Genomic DNA, 16903 nt, shown 5'->3' with positions numbered 1-16903 from the left:
TAGGCTGGAAGTGGAATATAGGTGTTATTGTGCCTACATATAAAGAAAGTTACAGCAAAATAGCCGTTTATACCCCTGATTTCGCGGAAGAATCGGTGCGTCTTGCATTGGTTAATAACGGTGCTGGCAAAGTATCTGATTTGTACAGTGAATGTACGTTTTCGATTGATGGGACTGGGCGTTTCTTACCGAGTGAAAAAGCGAGTCCAACCATTGGAGAGTCAGGAAAATTGGAAGAGGTGCGAGAAGTCAGAATTGAAGCGATTTTTCCACGTTCGGAAATGGATCGAATTATAAAGGCTGTAAAAATAGCGCATCCATATGAAGTGCCTGTCATTGACGTGATGCCAATTGAAAATATTAAGTCAGAGATGGGCTTGGGGCGTATCGGTAATTTGCCAAAAGCGATGGAAATGCATAATTTTATTGCTTATGTAAAAGAGAAGTTATCGATGAGTAATGTTCGGGTTATTGGTGACTTGACAACACCGGTTCGGAAAGTTGGCATTATTGGTGGAGATGGCAATAAGTTTATCCATAATGTAAAGCGTGCCGGAGCTGACGTGTTTATCACGGGGGATATTTATTATCACACAGGTCACGACTTACTTGCGCTTGGGCTACCAACGATTGACGCGGGTCACTACATTGAAAAGGTCATGAAAGCAAGTTTGCGCAATCAATTTGAAGCAATGGCACGTGTGAATGGATATGAAGTAGAACTACTTGTTTCTGAGGAGAATACAAACCCATTTACATTCTATTAAAAAACGAGCATGATTCCTTTGTCTAGGAGCCATGCTCGTTTCATTATTTACCACCGTTCTTCAAATGTTCTAAACGAGCGGCGCGTTGTTTTTCAATATTTTTTTTGCGGGCACGTGGTAGGATGCTTACCGGATCAACATCATGCTTACGCTCCCAGGTCTCGGGATTTCTTGGATCATATTCATCCAGAAAAACTAACACTTCGCGGATAATTTGCGTTGGCGTGCTGGCACCAGCTGTGACTGCCACTTTCTTGGCGTCTTTAATCCAATCTAAATCGAGTTCTTCAATGTTCGCGATACGGTGGGCAGGAACACCAGCTTTTTCCTCGGAAACTTGCGCGAGGCGATTACTGTTATTACTACGCGGGTCACCGACAACAATCGTAACATCAGCACCAACCGCTTGTGTCGCAACGGCTTCCTGACGTACTTGTGTCGCCATGCAAATTTCTTGATGCTGCTCTGCTTGCGGGTACACGGATTGAATATAATCCATTAAATCCATGACATCCCACTGGCTCATCGTTGTTTGGTTCGTTACGAACACTTTCTCATTTGTCAGTGTCAAGGCATCAACATCCGCCATATTTTCAACTAAATGTACGATGTCAGGCGCAACACCGACGGCTCCTTCTGGCTCTGGATGGCCCTTTTTGCCGATATAAATAACATGAAAACCTTCATGCTTCTTTTCTAAGATTAAATCGTATGTGCGGGTTACGTCTGGACATGTCGCATCAAGCGTTGTTAGTCCTTTTGCTTTCGCACGTTCTTTTACAGCAGGAGACACGCCGTGAGCTGTAAAAATAACTGTACCGCTGTCGATTTGGTCTAAAATAGCTTCTCTGTTTGGACCGTCTAAAGTGACAATCCCCACATCTTCAAACGCTTCTGTTACATGTTGATTATGCACAATCATGCCGAGTATATGAATCGGGCGGGGTAGGTTAGGATCAAGCGAAGCATTGCGCGCAATCACCATCGCGTCCACCACACCGTAACAATAACCACGAGGGGCAATCTTTATAATTTCCAATTGTTAGACCTCCTAAAAGTGTAGTAATTGCAAGCAATCTTAAAAAAGTGCACTACTTTTCTATTATAAGCCAGTTTTGAGAAGGTTTCAACTGGGCGAATTATGATAAAGTTTAAAATCGGCTACCTTTTCTTACTGACCTAGCTTGGAAACTATGGTATAATCATGTTTAGGAACAGAACGGAGTGGAAAAATGAACAAAAAAACAAGGTTTGATCAATTTAACTTTCAACCTTTTATTCAGCTTGCCATTGATAAATTAGGTTTTTACGAGCCAACAGAAGTACAGCAGAAATTAATACCGGGAATTATGAAAGGCGAAAGCGTTGTGGGGCAGTCACAAACGGGAACTGGTAAGACGCATACTTTCTTACTTCCAATCATCAACAAAATAAAAGCGGACAAAGATAGTGTGCAGGCAGTGATTACAGCACCAAGCCGCGAATTAGCAACGCAAATCCATAATGAAATCAAGAAAATTATCAAATACAGCGATGATGAAATTCGCTCGTTGCTTGTTATTGGTGGAACGGATAAGCAACGTACGGTAGATCGCTTGAAAAAGCAACAGCCGCATATCGTTGTTGGGACACCGGGACGGATTAATGATTTGATTCGTGAAACAGCATTACTTGTGCATACGACGCAAGTTTTTGTTATTGATGAAGCGGACATGACGCTTGACATGGGCTTTTTAATGGATGTGGACCAAATCGCTAGCAAAATGCCGGAGAACTTACAGATGCTTGTTTTCTCAGCGACAATACCGCAGAAGCTAAAACCATTTTTAAAGAAATACATGGAAAATCCGCGCTATGAGCATATTCAGCCGAAAGCGATTGCGAACACAGATGTGACGCATCAGTTAATTGCTCGTCGTAGTAAGAATAAAATGGATATTCTAAAAGATGCACTTGTTGCGTATCAACCGTACTTAGCGGTCGTATTTACAAATACGAAGGCAATGGCGGATGAAGTGGCGAAGGGCTTGACAGAACGCGGGCTTAAAGTGGCCAAAATTCATGGCGGTGTTGAGGCGCGTGAACGGAAGCGTACAATGAAACAACTGGAAAACTTGGAGTTTCAATACGTTGTTGCGACTGATTTAGCAGCACGTGGCATTGATATTCAAGGAATCAGTCATATTATTAACTACGAATTGCCGAGTGATTTGGATTTTTATATTCATAGAACGGGTCGTACAGGGCGCGCTGGGCATTCTGGTGTTGCGTTAACGATTTATGAGGCGTCGGATGAGGATGCGCTAAATCAATTAGAGAAGATGAACATTGAGTTCAAACATGTCGACTTGAAGAATGGCGAATGGGTGGAAACGGATGACCGTAACCGTCGTAAGAAGCGTGAGCCAAAACGTGAAGCTGCTGATCCGCGCGAGATTGGTATGCGCAAAAAAGCGAAACAAAAAGGCAAACCGAATTACAAGAAGAAATTAAACTACAAGATGAATGAGATAAAACGTCGCGAACGTAAAATGAACAAACGCGGGAGGTAACGATACATGCTTAGATTAGGTTCACATGTTTCAATGAGCGGGAAAGACATGATGCTTGCAGCGAGCAAGGAGGCAGCATCTTATGGTTCGAACACTTTCATGATTTATACGGGAGCACCGCAAAATACGCGCCGTAAAGCGATTGAAGAGCTAAACATTGAAGCGGGATTACAACATATGAAGGAGCATAACATTTCGGATATCGTCGTGCATGCGCCTTACATTATTAATATTGGCAATGCAGTGAAGCCGGAAACTTTCGAGCTTGGTGTGACTTTCTTGCAATCGGAAGTGGAACGCACAGCGGCACTTGGGGCCAAACAAATTGTATTGCATCCTGGTGCGCATGTTGGTGAAGGAGCCGAGACGGGTATCAAGCAGATTATTAAGGGCTTGAATGAGGCGTTGAAACCGGATCAGAACGTGCAAATCGCACTGGAGACAATGGCTGGAAAAGGGACGGAGATTGGACGGACTTTTGAAGAAATAGCGGCGATTATGGACGGTGTGACGCATAATGAATTGCTTTCTGTGACTTTTGATACGTGTCACGTTCACGACGCGGGGTATGACATTGTAAACGATTTTGACGGTGTGCTGAATCAGTTTGATAAAATCATCGGACTAGACCGCCTGAAAGTTTTGCATATCAATGATAGTAAAAATGAACGTGGTGCGCATAAAGATCGGCACGCGAACATCGGTTTTGGCCATATCGGCTTTGATGCGCTTAACTATATTGTTCACCATCCGCAACTGGATGACATTTCGAAAATTTTAGAAACGCCATATGTTGGGGAAGATAAGAAAAACAAGAAGCCACCATATAAACACGAAATCGCAATGCTTCGGGCGCAGACGTTTGACCCAGATGTACTCACAAAAATCATGGCCGACTAAACGGTCAATAAAGGAGATAGAAACATGACTAAATCACTTGTTTTTGGACATAAGAATCCTGATACAGACACAATCTGTTCTGCTATTGCTTACGCAGAATTGAAGAAAGCGCAAGGCGAAGACTTTGAAGCGGTTCGTCTTGGCGAAATGAATAGCGAGACGGCGTTCGTGCTGGATTATTTTAAAGCCGAAACACCGCGCCTAGTTCCATCCGTTGCAAAGGAAGCGAGTACTGTTAGCCTTGTCGATCACAACGAGAAGCAACAAAGCGCTGACGACATTGCAGATGTGACGATTTTGGAAGTCATCGATCATCACCGTATTGCCAATTTTGAAACGGCTGATCCTTTGTATTACCGCGCTGAGCCAGTTGGCTGTACCGCAACCATTCTTTATAAAATTTTCCAAGAAAAAGGTATTGCCATTTCTAAAACAACGGCAGGCTTAATGCTTTCGGCAATCATTTCCGATACACTTTTATATCAATCGCCAACATGTACACCAGAAGACAAAGAAATCGCAGAAAAACTAGCAGCTATCGCAGGCGTTGAAACAGCTACATACGGTCTTGCGATGTTAAAAGCAGGCGCTGATGTAACGACAAAAACGGTGGATGAGTTATTACTAGACGCAAAAGAATTTGATATGGGCGATTCAAAATTAGAAATCGCACAAATCAATGTTGTGGATGAACAAGATGTGCTGGTTCGCAAAGCTGAGGTAGAAGCATTAATGACACAACGTATTGTCGAAAAAGGCCTTGATTTATACCTGTTTGTGGTAACCAATATTTTAACAAATAATTCTGTGGGTATTGCACTGGGAAGTAAGATAGACAAAGTCGAAGCGGCATATGGCATTACTTTTACAAACAATCTTGCACCATTAACAGGCGTTGTTTCGCGTAAGAAGCAAGTCGTGCCAATTTTAACAGAAGTATTTTCAAAATAAAAGATGACGAGGAACAGCTTGCAACATGAGGAGCTGTTTCTTGTTTTATTAGGGAGGGAAATGCTTGAAATTACTACGTTTATCAGCGTTTACAAGACAAGAACAAGTCGCGTTATGGAATGAAGCATTCGCAGATTACCTTGTCCCGGCAACCATGACAAATGCTAGTTTCAAAGCCCGCATGGAGAGCTTATTTTTATCCGAGGAAGATTCACTAGTTGCCACAATGAATGGCGAGCCAGCAGGTATAGCGCTCACAGGCACAAGAGCGTTCCAATCTAAAGAAATCGCATGGATAGGCGGCATTGCCATCGTACCCAAGTTCAGAAAAAACGGCTTAGCGCGCCAACTAATGGAAGCGCTCATTTCTGATTACCGCAAACAAGGCGTCGCAGAATCCTGGCTAGAAGTCATAACAAATAACCACCCCGCAATCCGCTTGTACGAGTCGCTTGGCTACGAAAAAATTAACGATCTAACTTTCCTAAAAGGCGATTTGCGCAGCTACGACAAAGCAGAAGTCACATTAACAAGCATAACTGGCGAGCTCATCTCGGAAAATCCAAACACACCATGGCAAAACTTGATTTCCGAGCAAACAAAATCCGTCTCGATATGGCAGAACAATCAAAATCTCGGACACATCATCTACCGTATTTCAGATAACGGCCTCACGCTGTTACAACTAAATCTTCAAAATGATGACCAAATACTAAACGTATTGCAAACATTTTTCAATCAATTCGGCGCAATACCGTGCATTATCTCCAATCAAGAAATAAGCCGTCCATTCATTGCCATCTGCATGCAAAACGGTTTTACAGAAGTCGCCCAACAAATACAAATGCGCAAAACCATCCATATCTAATAAAGTTCGTTCCAAAATGTCCAATTTCGGCATCAAGAACGAGCTTTTTTATAAATAAGATTCATTACGATTTACAATTCGGTGATTTTTATGTATACTAGAGCGAGTAGAGATTTTTAAGTATAGAGGGAGTTTTTCGCGTTATGGATGAAATATTGAAGGTAGCGAACATTTCCTACCACTATGATAAAGAAGAAGTGCTCCAACAGATTAACTTATCGATCAAAAAAGGCAGCTTCACAGGTATAATCGGGCCAAACGGTTCTGGAAAATCAACGCTGCTCAAATTAATACTGGGCTTATTAAAAAAACAACATGGCAATATCACATTATTCGGCAAGCCACAAGCCCAATTCAAAGACTGGTCCAAAGTCGGCTTCGTCTCGCAAAAATCAAATGCCTTCAACGGCGCGTTTCCAGCTACAGTCAAAGAAGTGGTTTCTAGCGGACTCGTGAAGAAAAAAGGGATGTTTCGCCGTTTAAACCGACGCGATTTCGACGCCGTTTTCGAAGCATTACGGACGGTTGACATGGAACGTTTTGCAAATCGAAATATTGGGGAACTTTCTGGTGGTCAGCAGCAGCGTGTTTTTATTGCTAGAGCCCTTGTGAGTAAACCGGAAGTTTTAATTTTAGACGAACCAACAGTTGGAATTGACGCGCAGAATGTGGCTTCATTTTACGAATTGCTTAGAACATTAAATACGAACGAGGCGATTACGATGTTGCTTGTTACGCATGATTTGATGGCTGTGAATGCCTATGTCGATCATATCGTTAGCCTGAACACACACGTTTTGTTTGACGGAACGGCAGTGGACTATCAGTTATATTTAGAAGAACGCGAACTAGAAGCGTTAGAAGCGAATCGGATGGGGGTGACGCATTGTGATTGCGAACCTGTTTGAGTATGATTTTATCCGCAATACGTTTATTGTCGGAATTGTAATCGGGATTGTAGCGCCGTTACTAGGCAGCTTTATTGTAGTAAGACGGCTATCATTAATGGCGGACGCGCTTAGCCACGTGAGTTTAGCCGGAATTGCCGTAAGTCTTTATTTAAGCAAAATGTATCTTCCACTCGTCGCGCTAAACCCGCTCTATCTTGGCTTCGGTTTCGCAGTCGGTGGGTCGCTATTAATGGAAAAACTACGCAATGTATATAAGCAATTTCAAGAACTAGCAATCCCAATCATTATGTCAGCCGGAATGGGCTTTAGTGTTATTTTCATATCGCTCGCCAATGGCTTTAATACCGATTTATTCAGCTACTTATTCGGAAGCGTAAGCGCCGTGAGCCAGTCGGATATGTGGACCATTTTAGCGACAGCATTTGTCGTTTTGCTAACTGTTTTTTTCCTTTACAAAGAACTATTCTTGCTATCCTTTGATGAAGAGTACGCGAAAGCATCAGGAATTCCAGCAAAAGTAGTAGACGTGATTTTCATGTTACTAGTGGCACTTGTTATCGCTTCTAGCATGCGCATCGTTGGTATTCTACTCGTATCATCACTGATGACATTACCAGTAGCCGCTGCGATTCGAATTGCAAAAGGATTTAAACAAACCATCGGCTATTCCATTTTATTCGGCGAAATTGCCGTACTAGGTGGTCTTATCAGCGCCTTTTACCTAGACTTAGCGCCCGGCGGCTCGATCGTCATTATTTCCGTTATCATTCTAGTCACAACCATCACCGTGCAAAAAATCAAACAAAAACTAGCGATTGCAGAAAGAAGTGAATCCAATGTCTCTAACAGCTAACGAAGCCTTGCAACTCATGAAACAAAAAGGCTACAAATACACTGATAAGCGTGAATTTCTAATCCAACTATTCGCTCGCAAAAATCGATATATGACCGCAAAAGAAGTTTTGGAGTGCATGAAAGAAGATTTTCCGGGTATTAGTTTCGATACAATCTATCGCAATTTATCGCTGTTTGTCGAACTAGAACTATTTGAAGAAACCGAACTGTCCAGCGAAAAGCATTTCCGCTTATCGTGCGCGCACGAAGGGCATCATCACCATTTCATTTGTTTAAGCTGCGGCAAAACACGTGAAATACTGATGTGCCCGATGGATTTTTTACAGGAAGCATTGCCGGGCTATCAAGTAGAAGGACATAAGTTTGAAGTATACGGTAAATGCCCAGACTGCCTTGCCAACGCCAGCTAATAATCACTGTAACCCGTAAAACATCTCTAATCAGGAGATATTTTTACGGGTTTTTGTATGATTTTACATATAAAAAAATAGATAGAGAATTAAAACCGCTATTTATTTTAGTTTTTCTTATGTATTTCTTACCTTCCGTTTTAATCCTGCTTGCTATAATGAATTATCAAGTTAATAAAAGGAGATAAGACAATGAGAAGACAGCAACACACCTATAAAAAGAAACAAAATTCTACGAAATGGTTATTGATTGGCCTTGTAATAATTGCTGCCATAGCAGGATTTTACTATTATTGGCATGCCCAGCATAGCACAAGTGGAAGTAGCAATAGTAGCACAAGCGTATCAAAACAGGAAATATCTTACGACAAAACCCTTGCTATTGGTGACTCTATTATGATTGATGTCGAAGGTGACCTAGAGTCTGCAATTCCTGATGTAAAAGTAGATGGAGAAGTCGGTCGCCAATTAAAAGCAGCAATTCCACTAGCTGACGAATATCAGAGCTATAACAAGAAAGGCTCAGCCGTTATTTTAGAATTAGGAACAAATGGTTCATTTTCTGAAGAAAGCCTTAAAGAATTGCTAGATAAGTTCAACAAAGCAGATGTATATGTAGTTAACGTTCGCGTTCCCAGAGATTGGGAGAAACAAGTCAATGATATCTTAGCCGAAACTGTTCCACAATACAAAAATGCAACATTAGTAGATTGGTATTCCCTAGCAAGCAAACATAGCGGCTATTTTGGCGATGATGGTGTTCATTTAACGGAAGCTGGAACAACCGCATGGGTCAACCTCGTAACAGGGAAAATGGCGAAGTAACATTTTATATAGAAAAGATGCAATTTCTCAATAAATCCTCCTAATTGCTTCCAAAATAAATAAAAAAGCGATGGGGCAAAACGTTATAATAAGAGCATGAATGGAGGAGAGTTTATTGCAAGAGCATTTAATGCAGAACGAAGCATTTTTTACAAATAATTATTTTCTATTAGAAATTCTAAAATCCGATCATCGATTTGAACAACATAGCGAAGTCGTGACTATTAAAGATCGTGGAACCTTCATCACAACTGGTAAAGCAGACGATGACTTTTATATTATTCAAGACGGCATTGTTTGCGTCCGGGGGAAAAATAGTATCATCATCCAATTCATTAAAAGTGGTAGCAGTTTCGGCTACAGCAACCTGTTTAACACAGACCAGATGAACTTGCAATACGAAATCCTAACCCCGGCTACACTTCTGAAAATTGACAAAGACTTCATGTCTGCTATTTTTCGCAACAATCGGCTCGGCATTTACATTTTAGATGAATATTACACAAAAACAATCCAGTTAGTGGGTCTGCGCTTAGAATCCTTCGAATTACCATCTGACCGCAGAGTCGCAGTCTGTTTATACGAAATCGCCAAAATGATCGGTCAAAAAACAAATCAAGCACTCTGATTCCCCGCGTCATCACACAACAACACGTCGCAGAATATTGCCAAACATCCCGAGAATACACAACGATGATTTTAAACCGCCTAGCAAAAGACGGCTATATCCGATTGCGCCCAAAACCATGGTTCATACCAGATGTGGAAGCTTTAGTACACCGTTTATAACGAAGAAAGCTGAGACTAGGATTGCATCTCAACTTTTTTTCGTGTGGATACTATTTTAGGAAAAAGGTGGCATAAAATGAACATTCCAAGGTGGAGAATCGTATATTTAGTAGTGTATTTGCTCGCAATATCATTATCTTTCTTAGTCATTTTTTTAGAAATGAGATTCTTGAACTTTACAGCCACTGCAATGCTCATGGTCTTAGTCATTTAGCTTATCGCAAACAGAAAAAAACGCGCCCCATTTTAACGGGAACGCGTTTTTTTCTGCTTCACAAAATTACTACCATTTATTTGACCAAACTGATAACCAATCGAATCCACAAGTGCTGCAATGGAATCCGCGCGTTGAATGTTAGCAAGCTCGCGCACGATATCCGCAGCAACCTCAGCATCTTCTAGCGCATGATGGTGCTCAAACGAAATACCGAAATAATCAGCTACTAAATTCAGTTTGTGCGAACGAAGCGGCAAGATTTTTTGGGACAACACGCAAGAACAGAAATATGAGTTTTCCGGTAGGGGAAGGCCATATTTCTCTGTCGTTGCCCGAAAAACATTGACATCAAATGTAGCGAAATGTGCCGCGACTGGCAAATCACCGATAAAGGACATAATGCTCGGATAAGCCTCCAGCCAATTTGGCGCGTCCCACACATCTTCAGGATAAATACCGTGAACACGAATATTAGATGGGTAGAAATCTTCCTCAGGATTAATCAGTTGATAAAGCTCCGAATCTTTCTGCCCATTGATATATTTTACTAAACCAATCGAACAGGGACTTGTACGCGACCCATTCGCTGTTTCAAAATCAAATACCACATAATCTAAATGATTCATTCTGTCTCAACTCCTTGTAAGCTTATGATACGTCTAAAAATTAGTCTTGCGCAAGGATTTTGGTTTAATATAAAGCCCCAAGTCACGCCGTTCTTTCCGTAATGCTTTCGAAAGCGAGAGCATCATTAACAACATAATAACCGAAAACGGTAGCGCAACAATAATCAACATGTTTTGCAAGCCTTCCAAACCACCACTGAACAGTAGAATCGAAGCGATAAGCGACTGAATAATGCCCCAAATAAATTTAACCCGATTCGCAGGATTCATGACACCGTTCATCGTTTGCATACCGAGCACATACGTTGCCGAGTCCGCAGAAGTAATGAAAAACACGCCAATCAAGAAAATGGCTATGACTGAAAGCAACGAGCCAAGTGGCATATGATTAAACGTTCCAAACAGCACTTCCTCGGTTTTCAAAGAAGTTAAGTCAAATCCTGCGCGTTGAACCGAAGTCGAAGCCGTTCCAAAAACAGAAAACCACACGATACTAAGCACCGTAGGCAGCAAAATAACCCCAGCTAAAAATTCACGAATTCGGCGTCCTTTGGAAACCCGAGCGATAAAAATCCCAACAAAAGGAGACCAAGAAATAAACCAAGACCAGTAAAAAATAGTCCAATTATTAATCCATTCACGCCCAGCTGCGTTCACTGGGTCCGTTCGGAAACTCATGCCGACAAAATTTTGCATATAAGCGCCTGTCGCATCCGTCATCATATTTAGCGTAAGCAACGTCGGGCCAACAATAATCACAATAATCATTAGCAGCACGGCCAAAACCATATTCGTATTGCTAAGCCATTTCACTCCGCGTCCCAATCCACTCATCGCCGATGCCAAGAATAACACTGTCACAATGCCAATAATCATTATCTGCACTTTGAAATTCACCGGAATATCAAACAAGAACGATAGACCACCATTAATCTGTGTTGCCCCAAAACCAAGCGTGGTCGCAACACCTACAATCGTTGCAAATACGGCAATCACATCAATCGTCACACGCACAGAAGGCTTCATCCATTTTCCAAGAAGCGGATCAAGCGTCGCGCTAATCAATCCTGCTTTGTCATGGCGAAACTGGAAATAAGCCAGCGTCAAACCAACAAAAGCATAAATCGCCCACGCATGAATTCCCCAATGGAAAAAGGAAAAACGAAACGCATCCATAAGCGCCTGATTCGTTCCAGGTTCCGCCTCAGGACTCGAAATTGCATAATGTGACAACGGCTCCGTCGCGCCCCAGAACACAAGACCAACACCCATTCCAGCACTAAAAAGCATTCCAAACCAAGAAATAGTTGAATATTTCGGTTTTTCTCCAGCTTTTCCAAGTTTGATCGATCCAATCGGACTCACAATCAAGTAGAAGCAGAAAATAACAAGTAATGACACAAAGATTAAGTAGTACCAACCAAATGTTGTTGTAATAAAGTTTTGCACGCTAGCCGTCACATCAGCTAACCCCTTAGGCGCCACAATCCCGACAGCCACAAAAGCAAGCGTGATAGCAAGTGTAATCCAAAACACATTCGTAATTTTGTGCGAACTTCCTTTTTTTGTTTCCATAATTCCTCACTTTCATTGCTAGGTTCTCTTTATACACCAAGCAAACAACAATAGTAATATTATTGACCTACCTATGGTAACAAAGATTAGTAATGAAAGCAACTGAGCATGTTTAAACAACTGAAATCAAAGAAAAAACGCCAGCACATCAAGTACTAGCGTTTCCTAATTTATTGTGCAGCCTCTGCTTCCTCAGCTGCTTTTTTCGCGAAAATTCTTCTGCCAGAATATCAATTTCTTTCTTTAATTCTTCCACCATTGTTTCTTCAGGTACTTTACGAACGATTTTACCGTGACGGAAGAGAAGACCTTCACCACGAGCACCAGCAATACCGATATCGGCTTCACGCGCTTCACCAGGACCGTTTACAGCACAGCCAAGCACTGCCACTTTAATCGGCGCTTTAATCGTTGAAATATATTCCTCTACCTCATTAGCAATACTAATCAAGTCAATCTCGATGCGACCACAAGTTGGGCAAGAAATCAGTGTTGCTGCGTTAGAAGACAATCCAAATGACTTCAAGACTTCGCGTGCTACTTTAATTTCTTCGACAGGGTCGGCTGAAAGGGAGACACGTAGCGTATTCCCAATACCTTTACAAAGAATAGCACCAAGACCAGCCGCACTTTTAATCCCGCCAGCAAATTGTGTTCCTGATTCTGTAATACCTAAATGAAGAGGATAATCGAAAGCTTTCGATGCTAAATCATAGGCTTCAATCGCCAAATTCACATCCGAAGCTTTAAGTGACACGATAATATCATGGAAATCTAAGTCTTCTAAGATTTTAATATGATCTAAAGCACTTTCTACCATACCTTCAGCAGTAGGATAGCCGTATTTCTCGATAATTTTCTTTTCAAGACTACCAGCATTAACCCCGATACGAATCGGAATACCTTTCTCCTTCGCTGCATTGACTACTTTTACAACACGATCACGACGACCGATGTTTCCCGGATTAATCCGGATTTTGTCGACACCCGCATCGATAGCTTTCAGCGCTAAACGATAATCGAAGTGAATATCCGCTACAAGAGGGATAGAGATTCTACTTTTAATTTCCGCAAGGGCATTTGCCGCACGCTCATCTGGAACAGCGACACGCACAATTTGGCACCCGGCTTCCTCAAGACGATGAATCTCAGCAACTGTAGCTTCAACGTCATGTGTTTTCGTTGTGGCCATACTCTGAATAAATAACTCATTACTGCCGCCTATGGTCAAATTACCTACCTTTACAGGGCGTGTATTTGATCTATGTGTTCTTTCTGTCAAAGCGATTCGCTCCTTATAAATCCTAACAGTCAGGATTTGTTATTATTAATGCACTACCAATCATACCACTATTCTTGCAAAAAATCATCCATATTGTTTATTAAAAATTGGTGAGAAGACGGCATTATGAGCTTATTATGCAAAAATAAAAGAGCTAGATTTGAGAAGATTGTATCTATTTATGCTGAGAAATAAGCCAATTCAGTAGTTGTGCATTGTTATAAGCTTTTTCCCAAGAAGCGTGAGGATTAGGAGCGACCAAACCAGAAGGATATTCCGTCATTTGAATGAATGTACTACCAGCTTTCTTTATGGCAGCTACAGCTTCAAGCGATCCATTTACACTATTAACAGGGTCATCTTCTGCTTGGAATGCCCAAATTGGCATATTTTTAATTTTGGTAGCATCCGTTTGGTTTGGCGCTAAATATCTTGCTGTTCCTTGTGTTATGAATGTGGCGTCTTTATGATACATATATCCTGCAATTGGAACCGCTGCAGCAAAAAAATTAGGGTTTTCAACAATCATTTTCCAAGTTCCTGTCCCGCCATTAGAAACGCCAGTAATATAGATGCGTGATGTATCAATATCTTTATATTTTACTAGTAAGGAATCAATTAACTGCTTCACCGTTTCTGTTTGTCCGTCTGCAAACCAGCCATTTCGTTCTTCATCCCAAGCAACTTGTGGTGCTAAAACATAGCTTGGTGTCGTTCCTTGAAAAGTGGGAGCAGCGAATGTTACTGGACCATCTGTGCCTAAAAGCTGCAATTTATTATCATTTCCACGCTCGCCCGAACCATGTAAGAAAACAACTAAAGGTTTCTTCGTATCATCTTTTACAGGCTCGAAAAGACGATAGGCCATGTCTTGTTGTCCTTCTGTATACATGCCTTCTTGAAACATATCTAAGTCAGGACTTGCAATTTCTTTGATGTTAATAGGAGATGTAGCGCTGTAATCTTTATTTGAAACGGTTAAGCTCTTGTTTTGCTTTACAGTGTATGCAAGATTGGTTCTTGTGTTTACAAATTTTTTAATATCAAATGTCAACGTGCTTGCATTACTATCATTTGGATCCAGTTCTAAAATAACATATTTCCCCTTCGCGGTTGGTGTTCCGACTTCTGCTTTTTCACTTGTGTAAATGGCTTTGATCGTTCTGCTCTTATCTCCTGCGAAAACAGAAAAACTAGCTTGATTCAGATTAGAACCGGTGAGCGTATCACTGTATGTAAGTATGACAGCTGCGCCAACTTCTCCTTTATCTATTACTTGCGTGACTAGCGTGATGTCCTTGCTGCTTAATTTCGTTTCCGCTTTGCTGTTGTTTGAGCAAGCGCTCGCAACAATGACTAAGACTAGAACTAAAAAACTAATGTACCTTTTTTTCATGTTCATTCTCCTTTTTATTTTTTTAGTTGGACGAAAAAAAGGCAAAACCAATACATTTAGGGAAAATTCCTAAAAATGCATTTGGTTTTGCCTGCCGAACAGTGACAATCCAACTTGGTAATAATTGTAGCATAAAAAGAGAGCGATTACAATTATTTTTTTAGTTATTTTTATGACTTTTAACAAGCCATATCTTTGCATTTCGTATGAAAAACGAAGATATGGCTTGTTATATTTTATTGTATGGGCTGTTTCTGGTCTGTCGGTGGAATTTGGCGAATAACTAGGAAGATAATAAAGAAGCTGACCGCCATGTTAATCGTCGAAAGATATGGCACCGTAATTTGGAACCAGTACATAATCATCGTAAAGACAGACGCTAATGTCATACTGTATGTCGCGATATTCCAGTTATGATAATACGTAATCCCCATACGTCCAAAACCGCTCATAATAAAGCCAAACAGGGCGTAGAGCGCAACTTTGAAGAAAGCTACTAAAATCATTGCAATTAAGATAATACCGAGCAAAATCGGAATAAAGTATTTCGATAAATCTTCCATGGATTGATAGAAGTTAATCAAATCAGCTTTAGACCCAATCCCCGCAGTCGCATAACTCACAGTTTGATCAACACCAGGCGCCTTAATATAAATCGTATCAGATAAAAAGGCGATAGCACTGTCAGCCGAACCGAGCTGATTGTCAATTTGGTCCGTAGAATCAAAATAAAAGTAAATGCTACCTTGGTCGATGGTAATAGGCTTCTTTGCATCAGAAACCAGTTTGCCATCTTTCACAGTAAAATCCGGAATGTCATTTTTAATCGTATCCGCGCCAACTTTCATAGCATCATTTGCTGCAGTGGCCGTGTGATAACCGATTGGTAAAAAAATTAGAATCGAAATTAAAAGTATGTAAATAATCGATTTCCATATTTTATCCGCACGAAATGTTGCGATATCCTCAGGAGAGTAGAGACTTTTGGCAAAACGTTTGAAAATATTCATTTGGTTGGAATACACCTCATTCTTTGAATTGTTTGTATAGAAGGAAACGGAAAAAACTGATTTTACAGCTCTCGTTTCTTTTCTTTATGATAGCTTGAAATGAGTGGGATTGCAAGGGTTTGGGAGCAAGGAGAATTTGCTTTAAGCTAGACAGGCATCTTAGACTTATAATTATGCTTGATTTTTGAGAGGCAGGTCTTTAGATAAGCATTTATATTGCAACCCCTTCTTTCTAGTGATAACCTTATACATGTAGGAAGAACTTGTTTTCCTGTTAAAAAAAAGATAATCAAGGAGGAGTTTTTATTATGACATATGAATTACCAAAATTAGCTTACACATACGATGCTTTGGAGCCTAATTTCGATAAAGAAACAATGGAAATTCACTATTCGAAGCACCACAATACTTACGTAACGAAATTAAATGAAGCGTTAGAAGGACATGATGATTTAGCTGCTAAATCAATCGAGGACTTAGTTGCTGATTTAAATAGTGTTCCTGAAAATATCCGTACTGCAGTTCGTAACAACGGTGGCGGACATGCGAACCACTCATTCTTCTGGACAATTCTTAGCCCACAAGGCGGCGGCGAGCCAACTGGCGCGTTAGCAGATGCTATCAACGCAGAATTCGGTAGCTTCGAAGAATTCAAAACACAATTCGCTAACTCAGGCGTTGCACGTTTTGGTTCAGGTTGGGCTTGGCTAGTAGTGAAAGATGGCAAATTGTCAATCATCTCTACACCAAACCAAGACTCTCCACTAACAGAAGGCTATACACCAGTAATCGGCCTTGACGTTTGGGAGCACGCGTACTACTTGAAATTCCAAAATCTACGTCCGAAATACATCGAAACTTTCTGGAACGTAGTAGATTGGGACAAAGCTGCAGAATACTTCAACGCAGCAAAATAAGAAGACGATTAAAAGCCGTGTGCGCGTTTTGCATGCGGCTTTATTTTTGTGT

At 41.1% G+C, this 16903-nt stretch carries 18 protein-coding genes; 12 read left to right on the top strand and 6 right to left on the bottom strand.

Features of this window, described 5'->3' with window-relative positions; all coding sequences use genetic code 11:
• The coding region (locus tag PRIP_RS03310) for a Nif3-like dinuclear metal center hexameric protein (protein ID WP_036099456.1) at nucleotides 1-767 on the top strand (767 nt) is incomplete at its 5' end.
• 43 nt (nucleotides 768-810) lie between these two features.
• Here the strand turns inward: PRIP_RS03310 and PRIP_RS03305 are convergent.
• On the bottom strand, nucleotides 811-1806 hold the full coding sequence (locus PRIP_RS03305; RefSeq protein WP_036099455.1) for a 4-hydroxy-3-methylbut-2-enyl diphosphate reductase: 996 nt from the start codon (nucleotides 1804-1806) through the stop codon (nucleotides 811-813).
• Nucleotides 1807-1999: 193 nt separating this feature from the next.
• On the opposite strand from PRIP_RS03305, the gene PRIP_RS03300 reads away from it, so the two are divergent.
• The 10 genes from PRIP_RS03300 (at nucleotide 2000) to PRIP_RS18170 (ending at nucleotide 9828) form a co-directional block, all read left to right on the top strand.
• Entirely contained in the window at nucleotides 2000-3319 is a 1320-nt protein-coding gene (locus tag PRIP_RS03300) for a DEAD/DEAH box helicase (protein ID WP_036099454.1), read from the top strand.
• A gap of 6 nt (nucleotides 3320-3325) precedes the next feature.
• Nucleotides 3326-4219, top strand: a complete 894-nt coding sequence (locus tag PRIP_RS03295; protein WP_036099453.1) for a deoxyribonuclease IV — start codon at nucleotides 3326-3328, stop codon at nucleotides 4217-4219.
• A 24-nt stretch (nucleotides 4220-4243) separates the two neighbouring features.
• Nucleotides 4244-5170 (top strand): manganese-dependent inorganic pyrophosphatase, encoded by a 927-nt coding sequence (locus PRIP_RS03290; RefSeq protein ID WP_036099451.1) that lies wholly within the window; start codon nucleotides 4244-4246, stop codon nucleotides 5168-5170.
• A 64-nt stretch (nucleotides 5171-5234) separates the two neighbouring features.
• Nucleotides 5235-6038 (top strand): GNAT family N-acetyltransferase, encoded by an 804-nt coding sequence (locus PRIP_RS16105; protein WP_052008697.1) that lies wholly within the window; start codon nucleotides 5235-5237, stop codon nucleotides 6036-6038.
• Nucleotides 6039-6181: 143 nt separating this feature from the next.
• Nucleotides 6182-6946, top strand: a complete 765-nt coding sequence (locus PRIP_RS03280; protein WP_036099449.1) for a metal ABC transporter ATP-binding protein — start codon at nucleotides 6182-6184, stop codon at nucleotides 6944-6946.
• Complete coding sequence (locus PRIP_RS03275; protein ID WP_036099447.1) at nucleotides 6927-7802, top strand: metal ABC transporter permease; 876 nt, start codon at nucleotides 6927-6929, stop codon at nucleotides 7800-7802. Before PRIP_RS03280 ends, PRIP_RS03275 begins: the two co-directional genes overlap by 20 nt.
• Nucleotides 7786-8214 carry a Fur family transcriptional regulator gene (locus PRIP_RS03270; protein ID WP_036099446.1) on the top strand — a complete coding sequence of 143 codons (429 nt, stop codon included), beginning with the start codon at nucleotides 7786-7788 and terminating at the stop codon, nucleotides 8212-8214. Before PRIP_RS03275 ends, PRIP_RS03270 begins: the two co-directional genes overlap by 17 nt.
• 192 nt (nucleotides 8215-8406) lie before the next feature.
• Complete coding sequence (locus tag PRIP_RS03265) at nucleotides 8407-9039, top strand: SGNH/GDSL hydrolase family protein (protein ID WP_036099444.1); 633 nt, start codon at nucleotides 8407-8409, stop codon at nucleotides 9037-9039.
• Nucleotides 9040-9154: 115 nt separating this feature from the next.
• Nucleotides 9155-9667 (top strand): Crp/Fnr family transcriptional regulator, encoded by a 513-nt coding sequence (locus PRIP_RS03260; RefSeq protein ID WP_036099443.1) that lies wholly within the window; start codon nucleotides 9155-9157, stop codon nucleotides 9665-9667.
• The gene (locus tag PRIP_RS18170) at nucleotides 9613-9828 is read left to right on the top strand and encodes a helix-turn-helix domain-containing protein (RefSeq protein ID WP_077912887.1); all 216 of its coding nucleotides are present in this window, start codon (nucleotides 9613-9615) and stop codon (nucleotides 9826-9828) included. Before PRIP_RS03260 ends, PRIP_RS18170 begins: the two co-directional genes overlap by 55 nt.
• Before the next feature lie 246 nt (nucleotides 9829-10074).
• Here PRIP_RS18170 and PRIP_RS03250 read toward each other — a convergent pair whose 3' ends face one another.
• The 5 genes from PRIP_RS03250 to PRIP_RS03230 form a co-directional block, all read right to left on the bottom strand.
• A complete protein-coding gene (locus PRIP_RS03250) occupies nucleotides 10075-10671 on the bottom strand; it encodes a 3'-5' exonuclease (protein WP_036099440.1) in 597 nt (198 codons plus the stop codon).
• A 33-nt stretch (nucleotides 10672-10704) separates the two neighbouring features.
• Nucleotides 10705-12246, bottom strand: a complete 1542-nt coding sequence (locus PRIP_RS03245; RefSeq protein WP_036099438.1) for a glycine betaine uptake BCCT transporter — start codon at nucleotides 12244-12246, stop codon at nucleotides 10705-10707.
• A gap of 148 nt (nucleotides 12247-12394) precedes the next feature.
• A complete protein-coding gene (gene ispG, locus PRIP_RS03240) occupies nucleotides 12395-13528 on the bottom strand; it encodes a flavodoxin-dependent (E)-4-hydroxy-3-methylbut-2-enyl-diphosphate synthase (RefSeq protein ID WP_036099437.1) in 1134 nt (377 codons plus the stop codon).
• A 175-nt stretch (nucleotides 13529-13703) separates the two neighbouring features.
• Complete coding sequence (locus PRIP_RS03235; RefSeq protein ID WP_052008696.1) at nucleotides 13704-14924, bottom strand: prolyl oligopeptidase family serine peptidase; 1221 nt, start codon at nucleotides 14922-14924, stop codon at nucleotides 13704-13706.
• A gap of 236 nt (nucleotides 14925-15160) precedes the next feature.
• Complete coding sequence (locus PRIP_RS03230) at nucleotides 15161-15934, bottom strand: DUF1189 domain-containing protein (protein ID WP_036099433.1); 774 nt, start codon at nucleotides 15932-15934, stop codon at nucleotides 15161-15163.
• Nucleotides 15935-16242: 308 nt separating this feature from the next.
• On the opposite strand from PRIP_RS03230, the gene PRIP_RS03225 reads away from it, so the two are divergent.
• Entirely contained in the window at nucleotides 16243-16851 is a 609-nt protein-coding gene (locus tag PRIP_RS03225) for a superoxide dismutase (RefSeq protein ID WP_036085309.1), read from the top strand.
• The last annotated feature ends 52 nt before the right edge of the window (nucleotides 16852-16903 follow it).

It is taken from the genome of Paenilisteria riparia FSL S10-1204 (assembly GCF_000525995.1).
GTDB lineage: Bacteria > Bacillota > Bacilli > Lactobacillales > Listeriaceae > Listeria_A > Listeria_A riparia.
Note: the sequence above shows the minus strand (reverse complement) of the source record. Positions and strands in the feature narration are given on the sequence as shown.

Coding starts and splice junctions, on each gene's coding strand:
- PRIP_RS03280 (WP_036099449.1), top strand. CDS start 6,182: ATGGATGAAATATTGAAGGTAGCGAACATTTCCTACCACTATGATAAA.
- PRIP_RS03230 (WP_036099433.1), bottom strand. CDS start 15,934: ATGAATATTTTCAAACGTTTTGCCAAAAGTCTCTACTCTCCTGAGGAT.
- PRIP_RS03270 (WP_036099446.1), top strand. CDS start 7,786: ATGTCTCTAACAGCTAACGAAGCCTTGCAACTCATGAAACAAAAAGGC.
- PRIP_RS03300 (WP_036099454.1), top strand. CDS start 2,000: ATGAACAAAAAAACAAGGTTTGATCAATTTAACTTTCAACCTTTTATT.
- PRIP_RS03225 (WP_036085309.1), top strand. CDS start 16,243: ATGACATATGAATTACCAAAATTAGCTTACACATACGATGCTTTGGAG.
- PRIP_RS03245 (WP_036099438.1), bottom strand. CDS start 12,246: ATGGAAACAAAAAAAGGAAGTTCGCACAAAATTACGAATGTGTTTTGG.
- PRIP_RS03290 (WP_036099451.1), top strand. CDS start 4,244: ATGACTAAATCACTTGTTTTTGGACATAAGAATCCTGATACAGACACA.
- PRIP_RS03250 (WP_036099440.1), bottom strand. CDS start 10,671: ATGAATCATTTAGATTATGTGGTATTTGATTTTGAAACAGCGAATGGG.
- PRIP_RS03235 (WP_052008696.1), bottom strand. CDS start 14,924: ATGAAAAAAAGGTACATTAGTTTTTTAGTTCTAGTCTTAGTCATTGTT.
- PRIP_RS03265 (WP_036099444.1), top strand. CDS start 8,407: ATGAGAAGACAGCAACACACCTATAAAAAGAAACAAAATTCTACGAAA.
- PRIP_RS03295 (WP_036099453.1), top strand. CDS start 3,326: ATGCTTAGATTAGGTTCACATGTTTCAATGAGCGGGAAAGACATGATG.